Here is a 21,804-nt window from a genome sequence, read left to right on the forward strand (position 1 = left end):
ATGACCGCCCTGCCCACCGCCTTCGATGCCTTGCCCGCTTCCTTCACCGCCTTGTATGGCTCCTCCCCCGACGCGTGCTTTGCCGCGCCCGGCCGGGTGAACCTCATCGGCGAGCACACCGACTACAACGAGGGCTTCGTGCTGCCCTTCGCCATCGACCGGGCCGCGGGAGTCGGGCTGCGGATCCGCCCGGAGGGATCCGGGCGGTTGCTGCGCGTCGCCTCGACCCGGGGCGGCCCGGTCGTCGAGGCCGAGCTGGATGCGCTGGTCCCCCAGGCGGTGGCCCCGTGGGCCCGCTACGTCGCCGGGGTCTTCTGGGCGCTGGAACAACGCGGTTTCACCCTGCCCGGCACCGACATCCTGGTGGATTCCTCGGTGCCGATCGGGGCGGGCCTGTCCTCCTCGGCCGCCCTCGAATGCGCCGTGGCCTTTGGCCTGAACGAGCAGTTGGGCCTGGGCCTTTCCCGCGAGGAACTGGTGCTGGTGTGCCAGTCGGCCGAAAACGACTTCGTCGGGGCACCGACCGGGATCCTGGACCAGTCGGCCTCGCTGCTAAGCACCCCCGACCACGCCCTGTTCCTTGACTGCCGCACCCGCCAGGGGCGCCAGGTGGCCCTGCCGTTGGCGGCCGCAGGCCTGGTGATGCTGGTGATCGATACCCGGGTCAGCCACGCCCACGATTCGGGCGGCTACAAGGAGCTGGTGGCTGCCTGCACCCGCGGGGCGGAGGAACTGGGAGTCAAGTCCCTGCGCGATGTGGGGATCGAACGCCTGGCCGAGGCCGAGGCCAGCCTGGCCCCGGCGATCTACCGGCGGGTCAAGCACATTGTCACCGAGAACCAGCGGGTGCTTCGGACCGTCGAGCTGTTGGAAAGCCAGGGGCCGGCGGCCATCGGCGAGCTGCTGGTGGCCAGCCACGCCTCGATGCGCGACGACTTCGGGATCTCCAGCGTCGAGCTGGACCTGGCCGTGAACACCGCAATCGCCGCGGGCGCCATCGGTTCCCGGATGACCGGCGGCGGCTTCGGCGGCTCGGCGATCGCCTTGGTTGAGGTCTCGCGCGCCGGTCAGGTCTCGGCCGCCGTGCAGGAGGCCTTTGCCGCCGCCCAATACATCGCCCCGGAAATCTTCTCCGTGGTCCCCGGGCCCGGCGCCCGGCAGCTGTAGTCAGCAGGGCAGCGACGAAGGAAGCAGCACGGGCGTCCTGAGAACGGCTCCGGCCCCGTCGGCACCGCGGTAGGCGCGGCACACGCCCAGCCCGCGGCCGGCCAGGTTGGCCTTGATCTGCCGCAGCGAGTCGGGGGCGAATCCCTGCCACTGCATGTGCATCAGCACGGTGTCCCCGGCCCTGGCGGCCGAAGCCCGGGCCACCGTGGTCGCCTTCGACTTGGTGCTCCAGTCAAGGGTGTCGCGCGACCAGGTCCAGATCGCCATGCCCACCCGGTCGTAGGCGCACACGACGCTGGCGTCGACCGCACCGTACGGGGGCCGTCCGAAATTGGTGTGCACGCCGGTGCCGCCGAGCTGGGCGGCGGCGGCCGAACAACTCAGCGGGCGCAGGTCCGGGTGGCTCACCGAGTGGTTGATGACCCATTGCCCCTTGGCCCGGGCCCGCGCCGCCAGGTCGACGCCGTAACGCGACTTGAACGAGGACAGGCAGTTGCCGGTCGGTGCGATGACCAGGCCCATGTTGTGGCTTGCCGCGTAGTCGATGGTCGCGGTGAAGGCGCTGAGCGTGCGCGGGCAGTCGTCGAAGGTCAGCACCACGCGCGAGGTGCGGTTCGGTCCGGTGGACCGGGGCGTGCCGGGTGCCGATGGCGTGGAGGTTCCGCTGCCGGTGGTGACGTACGCATTGGAAACCCAGCCGGTGCGACCGGCGTAGCCGACCTTGTACCAGCCGTTGGAGGCCCGGTCGAAGACCTTCACCGTGGTGCCATTCGGAATGGTCAGCAGGATCCGGTACCCGGTGCTCGGACCCGTGCGCAGGTTCAGGTTCGCGGTGGTGCGCACCGACGCCGGCAACGCCCCCGGGGACGAGGAAGCCACGGCGGTGACGTAGTAGTTGCTGACCCATCCGGTGCGGCCGGCGTAGCTGACCTTGTACCAGCCGTTGGAGGCACGCGAGAGCACCTTGACCGTGGTGCCCTTCGGAATGGTCAGCAGGATCCGGTACCCGGTGCTCGGACCCGTGCGCAGGTTCAGGTTCGCGGTGGTGCGCACCGACGCCGGAAGCGCCGCCGCCACCGTCACGGACGCCGAGGCCGCAGCGGCGGGCACCTCGGAGACCCCGGCAGCCATCGTCGGAACCGACGAAACCAGCAGCGCCGCGGCCACCAGGAGCCCGCAGGCCCCCTTCACTGAACTGTATTGTCCCCAAGACCCCAACATCGAAAATTCCCCCCTGATTGCTTCCCCCCAGAAGACTGTTGCCGCCAGTATGGGGCCGCAGGCCGCCACCCGCAATCGATATTCCATGTTGTGCCCTTATTGTGCGCAACACGATGCATTCGCGTCCGTTGGATAACGTCTTGGGGTGTGCCCCGCGGGCACCGCACTCCTAGCCATTTCCCTGCAAATGCGCATACTGTGGGAGGGAATGACGCGCGGGTCCTGCCCGCGCGCTGCGTTCGTTGCAGGAATGAGGGATTCGCATGGATCGCGTTGCCATCGTCTACTACCAACGTGATGCACTTGCCAAGCTGCGTTCCACCGAGCTTGCCGAGCAATTGCACGCCCATGAGCTGCGCTCCGAAATCCTTGAAGTCACCAGTTCATCGGCGCACGAACTCATCTATTTCGACGGCGTGGTCCTGGTGGGCCCGCTGCGCTTTTCACGCATGCACGGACTGGCGTTGGTCAAGGCCGTGTTCGGGGTCAGGCCCGTTGCCCTGTTGCTGACCGGTTCCGGCGACAGCGACCGCATCCTGCGCCTGCTGCCCAAGCACATGCGCGGGGAAGTGCCCGTGTTCACGGCCGGAGGCAGCGACCTCCCGCATGCCGGGATTGAACCCCTGGTGACGTGGTTGCGCGCCATGATCGGCTATTCGGGATACCGGGCCATCGGCTGAACCGCACCACGCGACATACACGAAAGGCCCCAAACATGATGTTTGAGGCCTTCCGTATTTCGTGGAGGTAAGGGGATTCGAACCCCTGACCTTCTGCATGCCATGCAGACGCGCTACCAACTGCGCCATACCCCCGAAAAGGATTGGTTTCAGGCTTTCCCGAAGGGCTGCCGAACCGAGATAACAATCTACAGCACCCCGGCGCCCAAACGCCAATCGACCCGGTTCCACTTGCCCCGCACGCCCGGCCGAACCGCACCGCCGGACGCAGGAAAGCGCAAAAACCCGCGGCAAAACCAGCACCGCGAACCCAAACATGACGTCGCTCACAGCGTCCTTCCGGACCACGTGCGGGACGCGGCACCGCGGTGCCCGCGGGCTTCGGACCCCAACACAGCCAGCTGTCCGCGCCTGCGGCACGGAATCCGCTTCCTGCGAGTCTTCACAGGTCAGGTGACACACCTAATACCGCGGGGTGTCAGGTTAGTAAGAGATGGCCCAAAATCTCGCTACTCTAGCAACATGGCAATACGTGGTTCATACGCAAAGGGCATAGCAAAGCGTGCCGAGATTCTAGATGTGGCGCTGGAGGTGTTTGCACTTGAAGGCTACCGGGGAACATCCCTGCGCAAGGTCGCGAGCCTGTGCAACCTGTCCCTGGCCGGGGTGATGCATTACTTCGACTCCAAGGAAGACCTTCTCGTCCAGATCCTGCGCAGGCGCGACGCCCGCAACGAAATCACCGGCACCCTGGAACAGCAAGAAGACCGGTTTGCCGATGTCTTGGGGCAGGCACCCAGCGAGCCCGGCCTGATTGCCCTGTACGTGACGATGGCCGCGGCGGCCGCGAACCCGGAACATCCCGCGGCGGCCTACTTCCAGGAACGCAATGCCCGGCTGCTGAAGATCTCCGAAGACTCCTACTACGCCGGCAAGGCCACGCCGTCGGCCGAGGAACTCGAGTATTTCCGCACCATGACGCGCTTGGTCCTGGCTGCGGCCGATGGCCTGCAGCTTCAGTGGCTGGTGGACCGCAGCATCGATGTCGTGGGCACCATGCAGGAACTGATGTCCCAGACGCACGATGCCATGGACAAGAAGCTGGGGCGCCTGGCGGCGACTTCCGAGTAACGCGCCAGCGCGCCCGCCGGTGCCGCTACCTCGACGCGGCTGCCGCCAGTCGCTTGGCCCGGAATCCCGTGGCCAGCGCCAGCAGCAGCCCGAGGAGTGCCAGGCCCGCACCGAGGAACGCGGGTGCCCGGTACCCGAGCCCGGCGGTGATGACCGCCGCGCCCAGGGCCGCGCCCAGCGCGTTGGCGACATTCAGTGCCGAGTGGTTCAGCGAGGCGGCCAAAGACTGCGCGTGCGGGGCCGAATCCATGAGCAACGCCTGCAGCGCCGGCACCAGCAGCGAGCCGGTGCCGCCGAGGATGAAGACCAGCACCAGGGTCGGCACCATGTGGGTCGCCACCACGCCGAACAGCGCCATGAAGAGCACCATGGCGGAGGTCGCGACGTAGATGGCGCCAAGAACGGACCAGTCGGCCAGTCTTCCGCCAATCAGCGAGCCGACCACCATGCCGATGCCGTAGAGTCCCAGCACCAGCGGCACGGCCCGGATCGGCAGCCCGGTGACATCGGTGAGGATCGGGCTGATGTAGGAATACACGGCGAAGAACCCGCCGAAGCCGACGATGCCGGTGAGCATCGCCATCCACACCTGTCCGCTGCGCAGCGCGGACAGTTCCCTGCGGATGCTGGCTCCCTCGTGCACCGGGGAGAATGGCACGAAAATGCGGATGGCAACCCAGGTCAGTGCCCCGACGAGGCCGACCACGGCAAACATCCAGCGCCAGCCGAAACTCTGCCCCAGGAACGTCACCGCGGGCACGCCAAGCACGTTGGCAACCGAGAGCCCCAGCATCACCCAGGCGATGGCGCGTCCGCGCATCGACGCGGGCACCAGGGTGCCTGCCAGGATCGCGGCGATGCCGAAGTACGCGCCGTGCGGCAGCCCGGCCAGGAAGCGGGACACGAGCATCCACTCGTAGTTCGCGGCGAACAGGGAGCTGAGGTTGGCCAGCGTGAAGAACGCCATGAGCCACAGGACCATGGTCTTGCGGGCGACCCGGGCGCCCAGTGCCGTGAGGATCGGTGCCCCCACCACGACGCCCAAGGCGTAGGCGGAGATCAGCAGGCCCATCCGGGCGTTGCTGACGCCCAGGTCCGCGGCGCCTTCCTGGAGCAGGCCCATGATGGCGAATTCTGTGGTGCCGATGCCGAACCCGCCCATGGCCAGGGCCACGACCGCCAGCATCAGTGCGCGCCCCGATAGTTGGGTGGAGCGTTTCAGGTTGGTGCTGCCCGGGGCGGTGGCGTCGGAATTCACGGGTCCCTTTTCGAGGTTCGGTGCGGAGTCGACGGCGGGCAAACGCTTGCGTTCCTGCCGCCGCAGACTCCAGCCTACGTGGCTACAAGCACCGCGGGGAGCCTTGGTGAGCACCCCCACAACCGATACGGATCAGGGTGCCTCGCGTTGTTCCGGGACCTGTGGTGCCGGCCCTAGAGGGCCATCAGGTCGTTGCCCGTGTCCTGGAGCGTCGCCACCGGGATGCTCTTGCCGATCATCGAGCGCAGGTGGTCGTTGACGCCCCAGATGTTCACGTTCATGGCGGCGGTGACCACGCCGTGGCGCAACCAGAAGATGATGAACTCCCCCGAGGCCATGTCCCCGCGCACCACCGCCTCGTCCTCGGCCTGCCGGTCCCCGACGTATTCCATGCCCAAGTCGAACTGGTCGGTGAAGAAGTACGGGAACCAGTCATAGGATTGATCGCGTCCCAGGATGGTGGCGGCGGCGAGCTTGCCCTGGCGGATCGCGTTGTCCCAGTGCTCGACCCGCATGTTCCGGCCCAGCGCGGTGTTGTAGGCCTCGGCGATGTCGCCGATCGCCAGGATGTTCTTGTCGCTGCTGCGCAGGTGCTCATCGACCACGACCCCGCTGCCGACCTCGAGGCCCGCGGCGACGGCCAGCTCGTTGTTGGGCACCGCCCCGATGGCCAGCAGGACGATGTCCGCGGGAATGTCCCCGGTCGGGGTCTGCACCACCAACCCCTTTTGGGGGTCCGCGGCGATTCCGGTGACCCCGGTACCGAAGCGGCACTGGACGCCGTTGGCGATGTGCAGCTGCGCCACATGCGACCCGAATTCGGCACCCATGGCCGTCGCGAGGGGAACCTGGTCCGGAGTCAGCACCGTGACCTCGAGGCCGGCCGAGCGTGCCGAGGCCCCGACCTCCATCCCGATCCACCCGGCGCCGATGATGACCAGGTGCCGGCCGGACACGAGTTGCTCCTTGATGGCCTTCGAGTCGTCCAGCGACCGCAGCGTGTAAACGCCGGGCAGGTCCCACCCGGTCATGTTGGCGTTGCGGCCGCCGAGCCGGGAGCGGCATCCGGTGGCGATCACGAGGTTTTCGTAGCCCAGGGTCGAGGAGTCCGACAGGGAGACGGTCTTGGCTGCCGTGTCGATGGCTTCGGCCGTGGTGCCCAGGCGCATCGCAACGTCCGCTCCGGTGTACCAGCTTCCGGGGAAGGGCTCGAGTTCCAGGGCGGGCTTGCTGCCCTGGAGGAATTCCTTGGACAGCGGGGGGCGTTCGTAGGGAACTTCGTTTTCGGAGGCGATGAGTGTGATGGGCCTGGAGTAGCCGCCCTCGCGCAATTCGTGGATGCAATGGGCCGCGGCAAGTCCGCCGCCGATCACCACCGTCCCAAATTCTCCTTGCGCTTCCGCTTGCGTCGTCGCCGCTTCACTCATGGTTTTCGTCTCCTGCCAGGATGGTGCCACCGCCGTGATTCGGGGTTTTCGGGAAAGTGGTGGTGACCGTGTGTATTCCTCTCTTCAGAATGTCACTTGGCGTGGCAAGAGTCGAGGGTTCGGCCATGGCCGATGGATGGGAGCCGAAAAACAGCAGCATTCCGGCTGGGAATCACGTGACAGGTCTCTGGGCGGAATCACAGCCGCCGTCGATGCATCGAACAGGCCGATGTGCGATTCTTGGTAACGATGTCTGTTTACCCGCCCCGGCCACGCGCTGCGAAACGTACCCGTCGGCCTCCCTCGCGCGCCCAGCGTTTCCTGCGGTTCCTGGTGTTTCTCGGCGCGCTGGGAACCGCGCTGCTGATCGCTTTCCACACCCGCATCCCGGATGCCCTGGGCCTGGGCCTGCTGCTGGACAACGCCGCCCCCTGGCTGGGGCTCGTGGTTCCGCTGTTGCTGCTGGTGGCGCTGTCCTCACGCAGCCGCACCTCGCTGGTGGTCCTGTTGGTGCCCGCATTGACCTGGATCCTGGCCTTTGGCCCGGCCATAGTTCCGCTGTCCTGGACGGCGCCGGCGTCCGCGACCCACACATTGACGGTCTCCAGCCAGAACACCAAGGCCGGAACCGGGTCGGCTGCGCAGTCCGCGCGGGAGCTGGCGGCAGGCGGCAGCGACGTCGTTGCCCTGCAGGAGCTCGACGCCGGCAGCGCCTCACGAGTCACCGAGGCCCTGGGCGCCGCCTATCCGCACCATTTCGTGGTGGGCACCGTCGGGGTCTGGAGCAAGTATCCGCTTGAGGGGTCCCGTTCCCTGGACCTGGGCCTGGGGTGGAAGCGGGCCCTGTCGACTCGGGTGGCCACGGGGCAGGGAGAGGTTTCGCTCTATGTCATCCATGCGGCCTCGGCCCGGCCCAACGACCACGTCGACCGCGACGTGATGCTCGGGCAGCTGGCCGCCGCGGTGCGGGCCGACCCGCGCCAAAACGTCATGGCCGTGGGCGACTTCAATGCCACCAGCACCGACCGGGCGTTCACGCAGATGTCCACGGTGCTCGATGAGCCCAACCAGGACGACGGGCTGTTCGGGTTCACCTGGCCGCGGGCTCCCTTTGCCATGATGCGCCTTGACCATGTGCTGGTGCGCGGGCTGGAGGTCACCTCGAACAGCAATGTCGAAGCCGGGCTCAGCGACCACCTGGCCGTCCGGGCCACGGTGAACCTGCCCGGGGATTGATCCGGGACCGCCGATCGCTGGGGTTCATCCCTCCAGTCCGGTGACCCTCATGGTGATGTTGATGCGTCCGGTTTCCAGCCCGCAACCGGCGGGAGCGGTTCCGGGCAGGACCTTGGTGACGCCGTGGTATGCAAGTCGCACCGGGCCGCCGAAGACGAACAGGTCCCCGGAGGCCAACGCGATGTCTTGATAGGGCTTGCTGCGGTTCAGGGTGTTGCCGAAGCGGAAGGTGCAGGTGTCCCCGATGGAAATCGAGACTACCGGGGCCACCGACCGTTCGTCGCGATCCTGGTGCATGCCCATTTTGGAGTCGGCCCCGTAGTAGTTCACCAGGGCGGTGTCGGGGGTGTAGGCCTTGGCCGCTGGCTGGTCCCCGGTGGCGGCCAACAAGGCCTTGCGTCCCAGTCGCACCATCCAGTCGGGAAACTCCAGCACCCGGTTGCCGTTGACGTCGACGGCCTCGCGGGAATAGGCATAGGGCCGCCAGTGCCACCCGAGGCACACGGTCTGCACCGACATCTCGTGTGCACCGACCCTGGCCGCGCGCGGCGGCACCGGGCCCCGCCCCCACTCGTGGAAGCGGTCCACGATCCAGCGCTGTTCCGCCAGGTCCAGCCAGTCCGGAACCCAGTGGGCCCCGGGCGCCAGCTCCCGCCGGGGACGACCCAGGAAGCTGTCGGAAAAGAGCGCATCCATGGGTCGGGGGTCCTTCCTGTCGGTTCGGTTCCGTGCCCCCTGGCCCCCGGGATACGGAACCGCGCCGGTGTCAGCCGGCGTTGATGTCGTGCGGGTAGGCATCGGTCCGGTTCTGGAATTCGAGAATGGCCGGATTCACGATCACGCCGTCCCGGATCTCGATGGCGCGGGCTATCGTCTCATTTTCCTTCCAGGCGGCGGGCCCGTCCAGCACCACATCCAGGAAGGGCAGGAGTGCCTCGCTGATTTCCCAGCTGGCGGAGTTCCACAGGTATGAGGGGCTGTGGTCGACCGCGTAGTAGTTGATGTTCCGGCCAACGGTGAACATCGGGTCGGCGAAGGTGGTGGGCTTGGCCCATTCGAATCCCATGCCCTCGTCGCAGGAAACATCGATGATCAGGCTGCCCGGGGCGAATGCGTCGAGGTCCTGGGAGCTCAGGTACATCAACGGCGCGTTGGGGTCCTGCAGGGTGCAGTTCACCACGATGTCGCTTTCGGCCAGGAACGGTGCCAGCGGCAAGCGTCCCTCGTCCGTGATGACCTCGCTCAGGTGCGGTCCGCCGTCGTGGTCGAACTGGACCATTTGGACGGCGTGGATGGGCGAAGCGACGGCCGCGACGGAGCGTCCGGTCAGGACACGCACGTCGTGGATCCCGTGGGCGCGCAGGGCGGTGACAGCTCCACGGGCGGTTGCGCCGAAGCCGATCACGGTGGCCGAGAGCCTGCGCCCGTAGTCACCCGTGTTGCCGCAAAGCTGCAGGGCGTGGATGACCGATGAGTAGCCCGCCAACTCGTTGTTCTTGTGGAACACATGCAGCCCGAAGCTGCCGTCCGTGCCCCAGTGGTTCATGGCCTCGAAGGCGATGATGTTGAGTTTCTTGTCAATGGCCAGCTGCGTCAGCGCAGTGTCCTGGACACAGTGCGGCCAGCCCCACAGTGTCTGGCCCTCGTGCATCTGCACCAGATCCGAGGCCTGGGGCTTGGGCAAGAGAACGATGTCGCTGCCGGCCATGATTTCTTCGCGAGTGGCAAAATTTCCCACGAACGGCGCGAGGTCTTCATCGTCCATTCCGCAGGCCACGCCGTAGCCGGATTCGACCGTGATGCGGTCTCGGAAGCGCTCGTCAATACGTTCAAAGTGAGACGGGTGGATCGGCAAACGTTGCTCGTCCACCTTGCTGGAAGTGGCTATGACACCCAGTGAAAGTTCGTTCGTAAAGCCCATTCTTCGTGTTCTCTTCCTGTGTGGAGCATGCCAAAATGACCTGCCCCATGAGGCTCACGGTACACGGGTCGGCATCCCCGGCGTCCGAAAAGTCCTGGCATTGGTCCCCGAGGTCCCCGGGCCGGTGCTCGTTGTCGGGGTGGGATTGGGCGTTCATCCCGTGTCCGACGTGGCCCCGGGTGGCCTGCCGGGAGACAAGTATTCCTGGTCAAGGGCGTCGCCATGTGACGCGCGGGGACGCGAGCGGGTGGCACTCGGCCCTTGGCCGGTCCGGCTGCCGATACGGCGGGACCGGTCGCGCTTGGCGGCGTGATGCACGAGGACCCCCGGATGGTCGAAATTCGATACCGGAGGTCCTCGGGTGGTTCATCGGTGCCCTTTGGTCACCACGTTCGCTTCGACGGCGTCCCGGTTGCGGCCCGGGGCGCCGTCCACGGTGGCGGCCCGGGGCGCCGTCCACGGTGGCGGCTAGTTTTCCGAAGACGTCGTCGGCTGGACGGGCTTGGACGGATCGGCGGCGTGATCCGGCTTGCCCTTTTGACCCGCGTGAGCCGGCTTGCCCTTTTGGCCCGCGTGATCCGGCTTGCCCGGCTTGGGTTCGACGGTCTCGCCTGCGCGGAAAACGATGTTGAGCTTCGGTGCCATGGTCGGCTCGCCGTCTGCCGATTCCGCGCTGCGCAGGCCCGTGCCGGAAAGCAGGAACGACAGGGCGTTGCCTGCAGCCCAGTCCTCGCGGTCCACGATTTCCTGCACGATGTTGGAGAGATCAACGGTGCGCTGGTCCGCGCCCGCTTCGTGCTCGATGAGCCATGGTGCAATATCGGCCCATGTCGCGCGCGCCGTGGTCAGTTCACGGCCGGCCAGTTCGAAGTCGGTGTCGCCGAAAGCTGCCGATGAACCTGCCGCCTCGCCAGCGATGCTGATGTTGAACGGATCGGTGTTCTTGTCTTCTTCATCCGTGGTGAACTGCACGCGGGCGGACAGGATCTCAGCGCCGGCGGGAATCTGAAGTCCGGCGTAGCGCAGGCCGATGATCTGCGATTCCTTTTCGTCAACGATTTCCAAGTCGGAGGAACCGTGGTCCATCTTCCCGGAGGCGGAGTACTGTTCGACGTCGTCACGTGCGTCATCGATAGTGGCGGCAATTTCCGTGGCGCCGTCAAGGGTGTAGGTGACCATGAGCTTCGGAGCTTCCTCGCCCGTGCCGCCTTCATAGGCCTCGGCGGTCCGGGTTCCGGTTCCGGTCAATTTGAAGGCCATGGCAGCCCCGCTGGCCCAATCCTCGCGGTCAACGACGGACTGCACCAGACCGGTGACGTCCGGGGTGCGCTGGGCCTCGCCGGCCTCGCCCGCTGTCGTCCAGCTGGGAATGCCACTCCATGCGACAGTGTCGTCAAGGAATTCGCGGTTGGAGACGTTGTAGGCGTCCTCCGTGTATCGTGCCGCGTGCCCGGTGTTCTCCTGGGAGATCGCGACATCGAAGGGATCGGCATTTTTGTTCGGCTCGTCGGTGGTGAACTGCAGGTAGGCACCGGTGACGGTGGCACCCGCGGGGATCGCGACCTGGTCGAAGCGGATGCCGATGTTTTGGGTCTCGGGATCCTCGCTGCCGGGAGATTCCTGGGTGATTTCCAGGTCCGAGGAATCAAGGTAGATCCTGCCGTTGGCGACGTACTCTTCGACGTCGTCGTTGGCGGAGAGCACCCGAGCCTCCACGGAGACCTCACCGGTGTCGGGGTTGACCACGTTTTCAATGGGCTTGTCAACGTATCCGGGGCCCTCGAACACGGTCTGCGCCGGGTGGTCCGGTACCGGGTTCGGGACGGCGTCTTCCGCGGCGCGGGTGAGTGTGACGTCGTCCAGGACGGTGCCGTCGACCTGGCGGGTGGTGACGCGGAGCGAATCACCGTCGGCCTGAAGATGCGAGTAGGACGTCTTCCGGTTCTGGCTCTCCACCGCGTTGAACGTGAAGTCGATGTCCTCCTGGATCGAGTAGTACTTCGATCCCGTGGAGGAGTTCATCGTCAGGTAAAGCACTTCGCCGTCCTGCTTGGCCAGTTCGGCCGGGGCATCGAGGTTGCCGACGGCGTGGCCCTGGTTGAGCAGGTGCGAGCGGGTGTACACGTGGTCGTGCCCGGAGAGGACCAAGTCGAAGTTCAGTTCCGACATCAGCTGGGGCATCCATTCTCGCCGCTTCTCAATATCGCCGTCGGTGGCGTGCGATGCCGTGGAGTAGAGCCCGTGGTGCCAGGTGGCTACCTTCCAGTCCACGCCGGTACCGTGCTGTTCGACGATGTCGCGTACCCACGCAGTGTGTGCCGCGGGGTCCTGCTCGTTGGAGTTCAGGGAGACGAAGAGAACGTCATTCTGGATGTACCAGTAGTTGCCCAGGCCGGCGTCCCAGCCGGAGAGATCGTGTTCGTTGGGCATGTTGAAGTGCTCGGCGTATGAAACGGAGCCGTCGTCGTGGTTGCCGATGTTGGTGGCCAGGGAGTGCTGGCGCAGCTGGCTCGGCGACAGGTAGTCGTCGTACTGGGAATCCGAGTCGTGGTCGTCCACCTGGTCGCCGACCGAGAGCAAAAAGTCTGGGTCGGGAACGGACTGGAGCGACGCGTCGAGAGTTTCCTGCCACGCACCGACGTCGCTGGGAACCCCGCCGCCGGAGCCGATCTGCGTGTCGCCATAGACAAGCACGTCCAGCTTCTCGTCCGACTGGATGCTGAACTCCTGCAGATCCGACCAGCCCAGTGCGTCGGATCCCACCTGCCAAACGTAGGTGGCCCCCGGCGTCAGGCCCGTGGCTGCGGCATGCTGCCAGGACAGGCCGGGCTGCTCATTCGATGTGCCGGACGCTGTGGGCTCCAGGATACGAGTGGTGTCCGCCTCGGCTCCCTTGACTGCCAGTTTAAGCTGCTGGGCGCCGGCGGCATCCGAGTACCAGGCGAAGTTGCGGTCGAGATCGGTGGCACCCACGTTGAGCACCATGTGGGAATACGAGGCCGTAACCGTTCCCTCAATCGGGGCGGCTGCTGCCGAGGTACCGCCCAGGAGCAAGGACAGGCCAAGTGCACCCACCGAGAGCGGGGCGAGGATTCGTCTGTTGTTCATTGGTTCAGGATTCTTTCCGCTGGAAATGTCCGTCTGGCGGCGCCACGTCATGGGCCTGCCGGGCGGCAAAACGATAGGTGGAAGGCTGAGGCAGATGCAGGTTGCCCCGCAGCAACCATAGGAACGTCGAACGGACGGTTGACCACCGGAAACTAAACTCGGAATGAATTCTTGCCTCTGCGGAACAGCCAGGGACCGCGCCAAAAACCACTACGGGATCCACTGGAACATGGGCGCACCCCGGCCCACGCCGGCTGCCCTGCTTGGATGCGCCACGGCCTGAACCGATGGTCTTCCGCAACCAACCCATGGTCGGGTTCAAGCGTGCGGCAACCTGCGCCCGCGTCAACAGCAAAGGACCCAACGGCCGAAGCCGGCGAGGGGGCTGCAGCAACCATCGGCCCGGTGTCCCCCGCCCGAAGGCCTGGGCATGCGGGCGCGCATCCGGCGGTTCGCCTGGTTCCAACACCGGGCTGCGATCCGGGCACTCAGGTTCGGCCCGTGTTACCTGCGCTCCCCCGTGGATTATCGGACTGCCCGCTCGGAGTGACCTCGATTGGCATGCCGTTGCGCAGCAGCCATGCGGTGTAGAGTTCGCGGCGCCGGTGCAGGATCCTGCTGGCGATGAACATCAGCGGGGCCATCGCGGCAATCATGATGGCGAATGCCGTTGGATAGAGCACGAATTCGGGACTGGCGGCAATCCCCGCAAGCAGCGACCCCGTGATGAAAATGCCCACCGCCATGCTGTAGTACGCGATGCCCGTCCTGCGATTGCTGCCCACCGATTGGTACATGTTGCGCCCGTACCACCGCCTGTACCGCACCTTTCCGGGGCGTTCTCTTTTCAGCTTCAAGAAGCCGTGGACAAAGCACGCCAGCGCGAAGCCCAGGGCGACAAGCACCGGCACGATCCACATTTCGTAGTCGAACCCCATGGCCCAACTCATCACCAGCACCGGGGCAAGAAAGTACACAAAGAGCGGACCGAAAAGCATCCAGGCCCAGGCACGGGCCCGGGTCCCGGCATAGGCAGCGGCTTCCCGTTCGAATTCGGTGGGCTCGCTGTCGAAGACTTGCGGACCGGGCGCGACTTCGCGAACCACCCGCCGGTCGGGTTGCGGCGAGGCCCCGTTCTTGGCCAGGTGCGCGGCGTAGACCTTGTCGCGCTCCATGCGCAGTTTGCGGGCGTGGAGCAGGCCATGGATCGCCAAGGCGATGGCCACCCACATCCCCACCAGGATGCTCGATACCCGGGCGATGTCGTGGTCACCGGCCATGAAGGCGGAAATCACGGTGAAGACCGCACCGGCCACCGCAATCCCGATGGCGGCAGCCTTGTCTCCCCGGATCGACTGGTCTGCCACGGTAAAGGCCACCGATGGCTTGGCCGGGCGCAGTGCCGCCAATCCGGCGACAGCCCCGGAAATGAGCAGGACCACGATGCCCAGACCGGTCAGCACGGCTGTTCCCCACGGATCCACGTCGGTGAGCCGACGCACCAGCAAAGCGGCTGCCGAAGCCAGGAAGAGCCCCGCGCCGTAAAGCATGAAGTGGAAGATCCGGATGCGCCGTTCCACGAATCCGAGTGCCATGTGCTGGAATTCGTTGGCATCGGGGATCCGGGGATCCTCGATCGTGGGGTCGTACCTGCGGGGCAGGGGCATGTAATGAATCTTTCCCTGGGTCTGGGGATGAGGCGGCGGCCCTTGCAGTGCCTGGTCCACCGATACATGCTACACGCGGTTTACCCATCGATTCGCGTTTTTCTGCCGGCACAAGCGCATGTTCCCAGGGATCCTCGGGAGGACGAACGTGCCTATGCTGGGGATCCCATCGTGGATTCGGGCAAGGAGACGTCGTGGAACAACAGACACTGGGTGCAGCGCTCGAGGCGGAGCACCGCGAAATCGATGGCGGGATCGAGGCGTATCTGGCCGCGACCGGAACCGCGCAGGATCAGTCCGAGACACTGATGCGCTCCCTGGCCGGACTTCGCCGCCACATCTACCTGGAGGAAGAGTTCCTCTTCCCGCCGATGAAGAGGCGCGGGTTGATGGGGCCGATCTTCGCCATGGAACGCGAACACGGCCAGCTGTGGAACACCATGGCCGAAATCGACAGCTTGATCGAACACGGAGACGCCCCCGGCACCCGCACCGCTTGCGCCGAGTTGCTCGGGCTTCTAGACAAGCACAACGCCATGGAGGAAAAGGTCATTTACGCCCAGGCCGATGAGCTGTTGGACGAAACCGCGTCCTCGGCCTTGGGCGATTTCCTAGGTTCCGGGGCCTTTCCCGAAGACTGGTCGCCGCGCTCGGCCCGCGGCTGACCCGCCGGTGGAGCCGCACCCCGAGCCAGCTCGGATAGGCTCGGTGGCATGGGACAACACGGAAAAACAGCCATCGGCACCGCATGGATCGTTGCCGGGGCAGGAATCCTCTGGCTGTTCAGCGGCGCGCTGAACGGATGGATGCTCGCCCACCAGGTCCGCCTGCCTGCCCAGTTCACCCGGATGCTTTTTCCCGAGACGATCGCCATGCGAACCTGGCAATCGGCCCAGCCGTGGCCGATCCTGCTTTCCCTGTTTTCCGTCCTGGCATTGATGGCCTTTACGCTCCTGCTGCTGCGGGGAGCCGGCATGCGTGCGGGCAAGCAAGCCGGAGATCAACCCATCGGATTCCTTGCCGCGTGGATGTCCATCGTGCTTGCCGGTTTCGCCGCGGCCGCTTTTGCCTCCCTCGGCTACGTCATTGCCTCCTGGCCGCCGGCACGGTTGGCGTGGTTGCTGGACGGTGTCCAGCCCGCGTTGCTTGCAGCCGGCTACTGGGGAATCATCTGGGGTTGGCTGCCCGCGCTGGCGGGAACCCTGGCCATGAGATCCCCCAAGCGGCTCCCCGGCCCGAAGGCCGCGCGGCGGCAGCCCGATGCCATGCCGTTGTTGGTGTCCGGACTGCTCGCGGTGATACTTGTCGTCACGATCCCCGCCGCCCACAACGACACCGCGGAAACCCAAACCCCGCTGGCCGCGCCCCCGCCGCCCGACGCGCCCTCGCCAACCCCGTACGGCTGGCCGGATCGGTCGGACGCCTTCCAACCGGCCGGGGAAAACTGGTGTCCGGGCGAAGGCGTGTCCATCTCATGGCATGAACCGGAAGGGGCCACGGGACACCGAGGGATGGGCTTCGACCTGACGAATACCGGGACCGGTCCTTGCGTCGTGGAGTCCTACCCAGACATCGCCTTCAACAACGCCGAAGGGTGGGCCATCGACGTGCTATTGGTCCATGGCGGTTCGTTCATGACCGATGATGCCGGGGTCTCGGCCATCACCCTGTTGCCCGGTCAAAGCGCGCGGGCCTTCCTGGGCTGGAACGCCATGGCGGCAGCGGGCGACGTGCGCACCGGGACCATGCTGGTCGCACCCTACGCAGGGACTTTGCGCCATAGTTCGCCGGTGGACCTGGACATCATCGACGGCGGTGCCGTGTCGGTCACCGCTTGGGAACTCGTCACGGATCCAGCCGGCACTAAGGACAACACCCGCCAAAACCCCTAGGGTTCCGGCGGGTGCCGATGTGTGGAGCATAGCGGAATCGAACCGCTGACCTCTTCGATGCGAACGAAGCGCTCTACCAACTGAGCTAATGCCCCGTGTCATGGCTTGGAGCCGCAACATTTTCAGCCTAAACCCGTGGCGACCCGCATGCAAAATCGATTCTCTCCAGGCGCCTATTCCTCGTCGCCGTCGGCGGCCCCCGCCTCGATGGATTCGCGCGCCACGGTGTACTGGCGCTGGATGTAGGCTTCAAGTTCGCTGCGCTCCACCCGCCAGACTCCGCGACCGCCGATCTTGATGGCCGGCAGGTCCCCGCTGCGTACCAATGATCGCACCTGCGGCAGGTTTACATTCAACTCGTCGGCGACATCTTCTAGACGCATGAACCTCATGTATTGAAGGCTACCCGTTTCCGGGTTCACCGAGGCGGTCCAGGTCGCTTCTGTGGATAACGGATGCTGGTTTCACTGGGCTCGGGACCTCCCGGGGGCAAAAAACTAGAGTGGTCCGCGGTGACTCCAAGTTTTGGAATCTTTGCGGACCACTCTGACGTTTCGACCAGGGGCCTTGTGGGCCGGCCTGTAGCGCGGCCTGGATCCAGTCCCGCTGCAAGGGTCTGCTCCCCGTAGCTTGTGACCTTGGTTGAGCTTCTAACAACCACTAAAGCAACAACCGGGCATACCGTGCAACACAGTTGGGTATCACTGATCATTTTGACTAACATGGAGTGGTAGCTACCGAACAACTTGGTCAGTCTGACCGAACCTAGGCGAAGGAGCCGGAATGACGCCGGAATCGTACCAACTGGATGATACGGACAGGCGCATTCTCTTGGCCTTGGACGAGGATCCCCGCGTTCCCACCATGATGCTGGCGCAGCGCCTGGGGCTGGCTCGAGGAACCGTCCAGACACGCATGGAGCGCCTGGCCAGTTCCGGCGCCTTGCGCCCGAATTCGAGCCGCGTGAAGCCCGCCTCGGTTGGACGCGGCGTATCGGCCGTCGTCAGCGCCGAGCTGGACCAGTCGCACCTGGATGAGGCCATCGCGGCGTTGAGCCTCATTCCCGAGGTCCTGGAATGCGTGGCCCCGGCCGGGGACACCGACCTGCTGATCCGGGCAGTTGCCACCGATCCGGATGACCTCTATCGGGTCAGCGAGGAAATCCGGCTGTGCCCGGGGATAACCCGGACCTCCACCTCGATGATCCTGCGCGACGTGATCCCCTACCGCACCACCGCGCTGCTCGACCACCTGAGCTGACCGGCCGAAACATGCCCGGCAAGGGTTCCATTGACCTTGCCCTTGATGCCCTAGTCTTTTTCCGGGCGGTGTTTTGCCGTCCGCACCATATTTGGTTGAGGAGCATCATGGGCACTTCGGGACTTACGAACATCGACGTTGCAGGCATCACCACCGGGGCCAGCCCGTTTCCGAGCGCCACCCGCGCCGGAGACCTGGTTTTCGTTTCCGGCATGGTCGCCAAGGACGAAAACAAGGTCTTGGTCGGAGCCGGAGACATCTACGCGCAAACGGTCCAGACGCTCAAAAACCTGCACACCGTGCTGGCCGCCCATGGTCTCGGTCTGGACGCGGTCGCCACCGCCACGGTCTACATCAACGACGCGGCCATGGCCGGGGAATACAACCGTGCCTGGGTCGACACCTTCGGCAGCCACCGTCCCTCGCGTGCCACCATCGTTGCGCCGCTGCTCGCTCCCGAGCTGTTGGTCGAGGTTCAGGCCACCGCCTGGGCGGGCAACTAGGCACCCGCAGAACATGAACCTGCAGGGAAGCGAAGGACCGACCCCAACCACTGGTTGGAACCGGTCCGTCGTGTCCCCGGCGCACTCGGGGAAACGCGGTACCCGAGGGCACAAGCGTCACGACCCCACCGATCCCGGCCCCGGCGGCCCGGCTCGGCCCATGCCGCGCGGGGAGCCTACTTCTCCACAGCCAGGCGCCCGATGATCAGGCGCATGATCTCGTTGCTGCCTTCAAGGATCTGGTGCACTCGCAGGTCACGGACGATCTTCTCGATCCCGTATTCGGACAAGTAACCATATCCGCCGTGCAGTTGCAGGGCAGTGTTTGCGGCGTTGAAGCCGGCGTCGGTGGCCACCAGCTTGGCCATCGCGCACAGCCGGACGGTGTCCTTGGTGCCGCGTTCCAAGGCGTCCGCGGCGCGCCAGATCATGGTCCGGGCGATTTCGAGTTCGGTTTCCATATCAGCGATCGCAAAGAGCAGCGCCTGCTGCCCGATCAGCGGTGCCCCGAAGGCCTCGCGCTCCTTCAGGTAGGCGATGGACTTGTCCAGCGCCGCCTGGCCGCCACCGACCGAGCACGCCCCGATGTTCACCCGGCCCCCGTTCAGGCCCTTCATGGCGATACCGAAGCCGGTGCCCTCCTCGCCCAGCCGGTTGCCCACGGGAACCCGGACGTCTTCCATGACCACCTGGCGGGTGGGCTGCGCGTTCCAGCCCATCTTCGCCTCCAACGCGCCGAAGGACAGCCCCGCGGATTCGCCCGGGACGATGAACGCGGTGATCCCGGCACCGCCGGTGTCGGCGGTGCGGGCCATCACCAGGTACATGCCCGAGGCCCCCGCTCCGGAGATGAACTGCTTGGTCCCGTTGAGCACGTAGTGTTCGCCGTCGAGCACGGCCCGGGTGCTCAGCGCCGCGGCGTCGGAGCCCGCCCCGGGTTCGGTCAGGCAGTAGCTGCCCAGCATCTCCATGGTGCACAGCTGCGGAACCCAGGCCGCACGCTGCTCGTCGTTGCCGAAGCGGTCGATCATCCACGCGACCATGTTGTGGATGGAGATGTAGGCGGCGATCGTCGGGTCGGACTTGGACAGCTCCTCGAAGATCAGTGCGGCATCCAGCCGGCTCATGCCCGATCCCCCGAAGTCCTCGCGGACATAGATCCCGCCCATCCCCAGTTCCCCGGCCTGTGCCAGCACATCGACGGGGAAATGGTGGTCCCGGTCCCAGGCCGCGGCATGCGGTGCGATGTTCTCGGCGGCGAAGTCGGCCACCATCTCGACAATGGCCTTTTGGTCTTCGGTGAGTTCAAACATTCTCGGCTCCTGGGTCGTCGATGGCGGGCGGGCGGATGGTCGGAAGTGTTGCCTGGCTACTTCCCGACCTTGCCGGTCAGCGAGGCCAGGGGACGCAGGAAGACCGGTTGGGCCAGGAACCAGACGCCCACGATCACCACGATGGACACCGCGAAGATGATGAGTCCGGTCCAGGAAGTGGAGTCGTTGGCTGCATACATGTGGTTCAGGTTGCGCAGCACGCCGGTGGCCAGCACCAGGGCCACGTGCACCACGGTGAAGGCCACGAAGTAGATCATGACCGGGAAGTGCAGGGCGCGGGCCAGTTCCATCGGGTATGCCTTGTTCAGTGCGGCGGCCTTCTTGGGCCAGGCACCGGACATGCGCAGCCCGGTGGCGATCGCCAGCGGGGCGGCGATGAAGACGGTCACGAAGTAGGTCAGCACCTGCAGGGCGTTGTAGTTGACCCAGCCGGTTTCGGTCGGCCAGTCCAGGGACAGGTACTGCAGCCCGGCGGACAAGGCGTTGGGGAAGATGTCCCAGCTGGTGGGCACGATCCTCACCCACTGCCCGGAAATAAAGAGCACGATGATGAAGATGATGCCGTTAAGCACCCACAGGGCATCGAGGGTCAGGTGGAACCAGAGGTCCAGGCTGATCCGCGCCGGGGCGCCCTTGGTGCGGATCAGGCCCTTGTTGTTGCGCACCCAGTGGGCGGCGGGTCGGGTATTGGTGCGCACCTGCCAGCCGGTGCGCACGATCAGCACCAGGAAGAACACGTTAAGGAAGTGCTGCCAGCCCAGCCAGGCAGGGAACCCGACCGGGGCGCCGTCGGGCAGCGCCGAGTGCCCGGTGTAGGTGTCCAACCAGGTCTTGACCGATTCGAGGCTTACCAGCCAGCGGGCCACGAAGACGGCGATGACCAGCAGGACGACCAGGGACCCGGCGATGATGCCGGCGCGTGCCCATTTGTTGGTGGCCTGCTTTTTGGGGGTGGACCGGGCCGTCATTTGTGGTGCCTCGCGTTCGTGGTTGGGGTCGTCATCGGATGCGTCCCGGGTGCTAGGTCCGGGACTTGAGCAGCTCAATCACCTGCGGAACCAGCGTAAAGACATCTCCGACGATCCCCAAGTCGGCGATGTCAAAGATCGGGGCGTCCTCGTCCTTGTTGATCGCCACGATGGTCTTGGCCGTCTGCATCCCGGCGCGGTGCTGGATGGCCCCGGAGATGCCCAGTGCCACGTAGAGCTGCGGGGAGACGGATACGCCGGTCTGCCCGACCTGCGAGGTCTGGGCGATGTAGCCGGCGTCGACCGCTGCCCGGGAGGCGCCCACGGCGCCGCCAAGTGCGTCGGCTAGCTGTTCGACCAGCACGAAGTTTTCCGCCGAGCCCAGGCCGCGCCCGCCGGAGACCACGGTGGCGGCCCCGCGCAGTTCGGGCCGCGCGGAGCCTTCCGGGGCATCGGCAAATGCGGTCACGGTGGCGCTGCGGGTGGCAGGCGGCTCCAGGACCACCGCGTTGAGCGTTCCGGCGGCCGGGGCCGCGGACTCGTCGATGGCCCCGGAGCGCAACGTGATGATGGGCAGGGCGCCGGAGACCTGGGCGTGGACGGTGTAGCCGCCGCCGAAGACCGAGTGCTCGGTGACGATGCCGGCATCCGTGGGTGCTGCGTCCACGACGTCGGCCAGCAGGCCGCCGCCGGTGCGCACGGCCAGGCGTGCGGCGGCCTCGCGCCCGTCGACGGAGGCTGCCACGAGCACCGCGGCCGGTGCGTGGGCGGCCACGGCGTCGGCAAGGGCGTCGACCAGCGGGGTGATGAGTGTGCCGTTGGCCCCGGGAACCTGGACCGCGTGGATCACGGCGGCGCCGAGGTCGGCCAGCTGCGCCGCGGCGGCCGGGCCCAAGGCGGTCTCGGAGGCGGTGACGGCCACGGGGGTGCCGAGCCGGGCGGCCACGGCCAGCAGGCCGCGGGCCGAGGCGGCCAGGTGTCCGGTGTGGGTCAGTTCAACCAGTGCCAGGATGTTTGCCATGGAATGGTCC

At 66.0% G+C, this 21,804-nt stretch carries 19 protein-coding genes and 2 tRNA genes; 8 read left to right on the top strand and 13 right to left on the bottom strand.

What is annotated here, in order from left to right; all coding sequences use genetic code 11:
* Entirely contained in the window at positions 1-1,167 is a 1,167-nt protein-coding gene (gene galK, locus FPY90_RS10380; RefSeq protein ID WP_498685417.1) for a galactokinase, read from the top strand.
* On the opposite strand, the gene FPY90_RS10385 is transcribed toward galK, so the two are convergent.
* Complete coding sequence (locus FPY90_RS10385; protein WP_071213980.1) at positions 1,168-2,358, bottom strand: SH3 domain-containing protein; 1,191 nt, start codon at positions 2,356-2,358, stop codon at positions 1,168-1,170.
* A 293-nt stretch (positions 2,359-2,651) separates the two neighbouring features.
* On the opposite strand from FPY90_RS10385, the gene FPY90_RS10390 reads away from it, so the two are divergent.
* Complete coding sequence (locus FPY90_RS10390) at positions 2,652-3,068, top strand: hypothetical protein (protein WP_498685419.1); 417 nt, start codon at positions 2,652-2,654, stop codon at positions 3,066-3,068.
* 62 nt (positions 3,069-3,130) lie between these two features.
* Here FPY90_RS10390 and FPY90_RS10395 read toward each other — a convergent pair.
* Positions 3,131-3,203: transfer RNA gene (locus FPY90_RS10395), tRNA-Ala, on the bottom strand.
* A 456-nt stretch (positions 3,204-3,659) separates the two neighbouring features.
* Between FPY90_RS10395 and FPY90_RS10400 the strand changes: the two genes are divergently transcribed.
* Positions 3,660-4,199, top strand: coding sequence for a TetR family transcriptional regulator (locus FPY90_RS10400; protein ID WP_498685421.1), 540 nt, complete (start codon positions 3,660-3,662; stop codon positions 4,197-4,199).
* A 25-nt stretch (positions 4,200-4,224) separates the two neighbouring features.
* Here FPY90_RS10400 and FPY90_RS10405 read toward each other — a convergent pair whose 3' ends face one another.
* Positions 4,225-5,457, bottom strand: coding sequence for an MFS transporter (locus FPY90_RS10405; protein WP_498685423.1), 1,233 nt, complete (start codon positions 5,455-5,457; stop codon positions 4,225-4,227).
* 173 nt (positions 5,458-5,630) lie between these two features.
* Positions 5,631-6,884: an NAD(P)/FAD-dependent oxidoreductase gene (locus FPY90_RS10410; protein ID WP_498685425.1), complete on the bottom strand. Its 1,254-nt coding sequence runs from the start codon at positions 6,882-6,884 to the stop codon at positions 5,631-5,633.
* A gap of 333 nt (positions 6,885-7,217) precedes the next feature.
* On the opposite strand from FPY90_RS10410, the gene FPY90_RS10415 reads away from it, so the two are divergent.
* Positions 7,218-8,120 (top strand): endonuclease/exonuclease/phosphatase family protein, encoded by a 903-nt coding sequence (locus FPY90_RS10415; protein ID WP_498685427.1) that lies wholly within the window; start codon positions 7,218-7,220, stop codon positions 8,118-8,120.
* Between the two features lie 24 nt (positions 8,121-8,144).
* On the opposite strand, the gene FPY90_RS10420 is transcribed toward FPY90_RS10415, so the two are convergent.
* From FPY90_RS10420 to FPY90_RS10435, 4 genes are all read right to left on the bottom strand, one after another.
* Positions 8,145-8,816, bottom strand: coding sequence for an alpha-ketoglutarate-dependent dioxygenase AlkB family protein (locus tag FPY90_RS10420; RefSeq protein ID WP_498685429.1), 672 nt, complete (start codon positions 8,814-8,816; stop codon positions 8,145-8,147).
* A 70-nt stretch (positions 8,817-8,886) separates the two neighbouring features.
* Complete coding sequence (locus FPY90_RS10425; protein WP_498685431.1) at positions 8,887-10,041, bottom strand: N(5)-(carboxyethyl)ornithine synthase; 1,155 nt, start codon at positions 10,039-10,041, stop codon at positions 8,887-8,889.
* A 468-nt stretch (positions 10,042-10,509) separates the two neighbouring features.
* Positions 10,510-13,149 (bottom strand): metallophosphoesterase, encoded by a 2,640-nt coding sequence (locus FPY90_RS10430; protein WP_498685433.1) that lies wholly within the window; start codon positions 13,147-13,149, stop codon positions 10,510-10,512.
* A gap of 488 nt (positions 13,150-13,637) precedes the next feature.
* A complete protein-coding gene (locus FPY90_RS10435) occupies positions 13,638-14,876 on the bottom strand; it encodes a hypothetical protein (RefSeq protein WP_498685435.1) in 1,239 nt (412 codons plus the stop codon).
* A 134-nt stretch (positions 14,877-15,010) separates the two neighbouring features.
* Between FPY90_RS10435 and FPY90_RS10440 the strand changes: the two genes are divergently transcribed.
* Positions 15,011-15,481 carry a hemerythrin domain-containing protein gene (locus tag FPY90_RS10440; protein WP_498685437.1) on the top strand — a complete coding sequence of 157 codons (471 nt, stop codon included), beginning with the start codon at positions 15,011-15,013 and terminating at the stop codon, positions 15,479-15,481.
* Positions 15,482-15,529: 48 nt separating this feature from the next.
* Positions 15,530-16,708: a DUF4232 domain-containing protein gene (locus FPY90_RS10445; RefSeq protein ID WP_498685438.1), complete on the top strand. Its 1,179-nt coding sequence runs from the start codon at positions 15,530-15,532 to the stop codon at positions 16,706-16,708.
* A gap of 22 nt (positions 16,709-16,730) precedes the next feature.
* Here FPY90_RS10445 and FPY90_RS10450 read toward each other — a convergent pair.
* Positions 16,731-16,803, bottom strand: a tRNA-Ala gene (locus tag FPY90_RS10450).
* Positions 16,804-16,881: 78 nt separating this feature from the next.
* Complete coding sequence (locus tag FPY90_RS10455) at positions 16,882-17,091, bottom strand: helix-turn-helix domain-containing protein (RefSeq protein WP_175475412.1); 210 nt, start codon at positions 17,089-17,091, stop codon at positions 16,882-16,884.
* Between the two features lie 400 nt (positions 17,092-17,491).
* On the opposite strand from FPY90_RS10455, the gene FPY90_RS10460 reads away from it, so the two are divergent.
* Entirely contained in the window at positions 17,492-17,968 is a 477-nt protein-coding gene (locus tag FPY90_RS10460) for an Lrp/AsnC family transcriptional regulator (protein WP_071213993.1), read from the top strand.
* 107 nt (positions 17,969-18,075) lie between these two features.
* Positions 18,076-18,471: a RidA family protein gene (locus FPY90_RS10465; RefSeq protein WP_498685440.1), complete on the top strand. Its 396-nt coding sequence runs from the start codon at positions 18,076-18,078 to the stop codon at positions 18,469-18,471.
* Positions 18,472-18,647: 176 nt separating this feature from the next.
* On the opposite strand, the gene FPY90_RS10470 is transcribed toward FPY90_RS10465, so the two are convergent.
* Genes FPY90_RS10470 through FPY90_RS10480 form a run of 3 tightly spaced genes read right to left on the bottom strand, consistent with a single transcriptional unit; the run spans position 18,648 to position 21,794 of the window.
* Positions 18,648-19,784 carry an acyl-CoA dehydrogenase family protein gene (locus FPY90_RS10470; RefSeq protein WP_071213995.1) on the bottom strand — a complete coding sequence of 379 codons (1,137 nt, stop codon included), beginning with the start codon at positions 19,782-19,784 and terminating at the stop codon, positions 18,648-18,650.
* A gap of 56 nt (positions 19,785-19,840) precedes the next feature.
* Positions 19,841-20,773, bottom strand: a complete 933-nt coding sequence (locus FPY90_RS10475) for a cytochrome b/b6 domain-containing protein (protein ID WP_498685442.1) — start codon at positions 20,771-20,773, stop codon at positions 19,841-19,843.
* A gap of 52 nt (positions 20,774-20,825) precedes the next feature.
* Positions 20,826-21,794 carry an electron transfer flavoprotein subunit alpha/FixB family protein gene (locus tag FPY90_RS10480; RefSeq protein WP_498685444.1) on the bottom strand — a complete coding sequence of 323 codons (969 nt, stop codon included), beginning with the start codon at positions 21,792-21,794 and terminating at the stop codon, positions 20,826-20,828.
* Between the last annotated feature and the right edge of the window lie 10 nt (positions 21,795-21,804).

This window comes from Arthrobacter sp. C2, assembly GCA_024207135.1.
Taxonomy (GTDB): domain Bacteria; phylum Actinomycetota; class Actinomycetes; order Actinomycetales; family Micrococcaceae; genus Paeniglutamicibacter.

What these genes read in the sequence shown, in the direction of transcription:
- galK (WP_498685417.1), top strand. Translation starts at nt 1, where the DNA reads ATGACCGCCCTGCCCACCGCCTTCGATGCCTTGCCCGCTTCCTTCACC.
- FPY90_RS10390 (WP_498685419.1), top strand. Translation starts at nt 2,652, where the DNA reads ATGGATCGCGTTGCCATCGTCTACTACCAACGTGATGCACTTGCCAAG.
- FPY90_RS10410 (WP_498685425.1), bottom strand. Translation starts at nt 6,884, where the DNA reads ATGAGTGAAGCGGCGACGACGCAAGCGGAAGCGCAAGGAGAATTTGGG.
- FPY90_RS10420 (WP_498685429.1), bottom strand. Translation starts at nt 8,816, where the DNA reads ATGGATGCGCTCTTTTCCGACAGCTTCCTGGGTCGTCCCCGGCGGGAG.
- FPY90_RS10425 (WP_498685431.1), bottom strand. Translation starts at nt 10,041, where the DNA reads ATGGGCTTTACGAACGAACTTTCACTGGGTGTCATAGCCACTTCCAGC.
- FPY90_RS10430 (WP_498685433.1), bottom strand. Translation starts at nt 13,149, where the DNA reads ATGAACAACAGACGAATCCTCGCCCCGCTCTCGGTGGGTGCACTTGGC.
- FPY90_RS10445 (WP_498685438.1), top strand. Translation starts at nt 15,530, where the DNA reads ATGGGACAACACGGAAAAACAGCCATCGGCACCGCATGGATCGTTGCC.
- FPY90_RS10455 (WP_175475412.1), bottom strand. Translation starts at nt 17,091, where the DNA reads ATGCGTCTAGAAGATGTCGCCGACGAGTTGAATGTAAACCTGCCGCAG.
- FPY90_RS10460 (WP_071213993.1), top strand. Translation starts at nt 17,492, where the DNA reads ATGACGCCGGAATCGTACCAACTGGATGATACGGACAGGCGCATTCTC.
- FPY90_RS10465 (WP_498685440.1), top strand. Translation starts at nt 18,076, where the DNA reads ATGGGCACTTCGGGACTTACGAACATCGACGTTGCAGGCATCACCACC.
- FPY90_RS10470 (WP_071213995.1), bottom strand. Translation starts at nt 19,784, where the DNA reads ATGTTTGAACTCACCGAAGACCAAAAGGCCATTGTCGAGATGGTGGCC.
- FPY90_RS10475 (WP_498685442.1), bottom strand. Translation starts at nt 20,773, where the DNA reads ATGACGGCCCGGTCCACCCCCAAAAAGCAGGCCACCAACAAATGGGCA.
- FPY90_RS10480 (WP_498685444.1), bottom strand. Translation starts at nt 21,794, where the DNA reads ATGGCAAACATCCTGGCACTGGTTGAACTGACCCACACCGGACACCTG.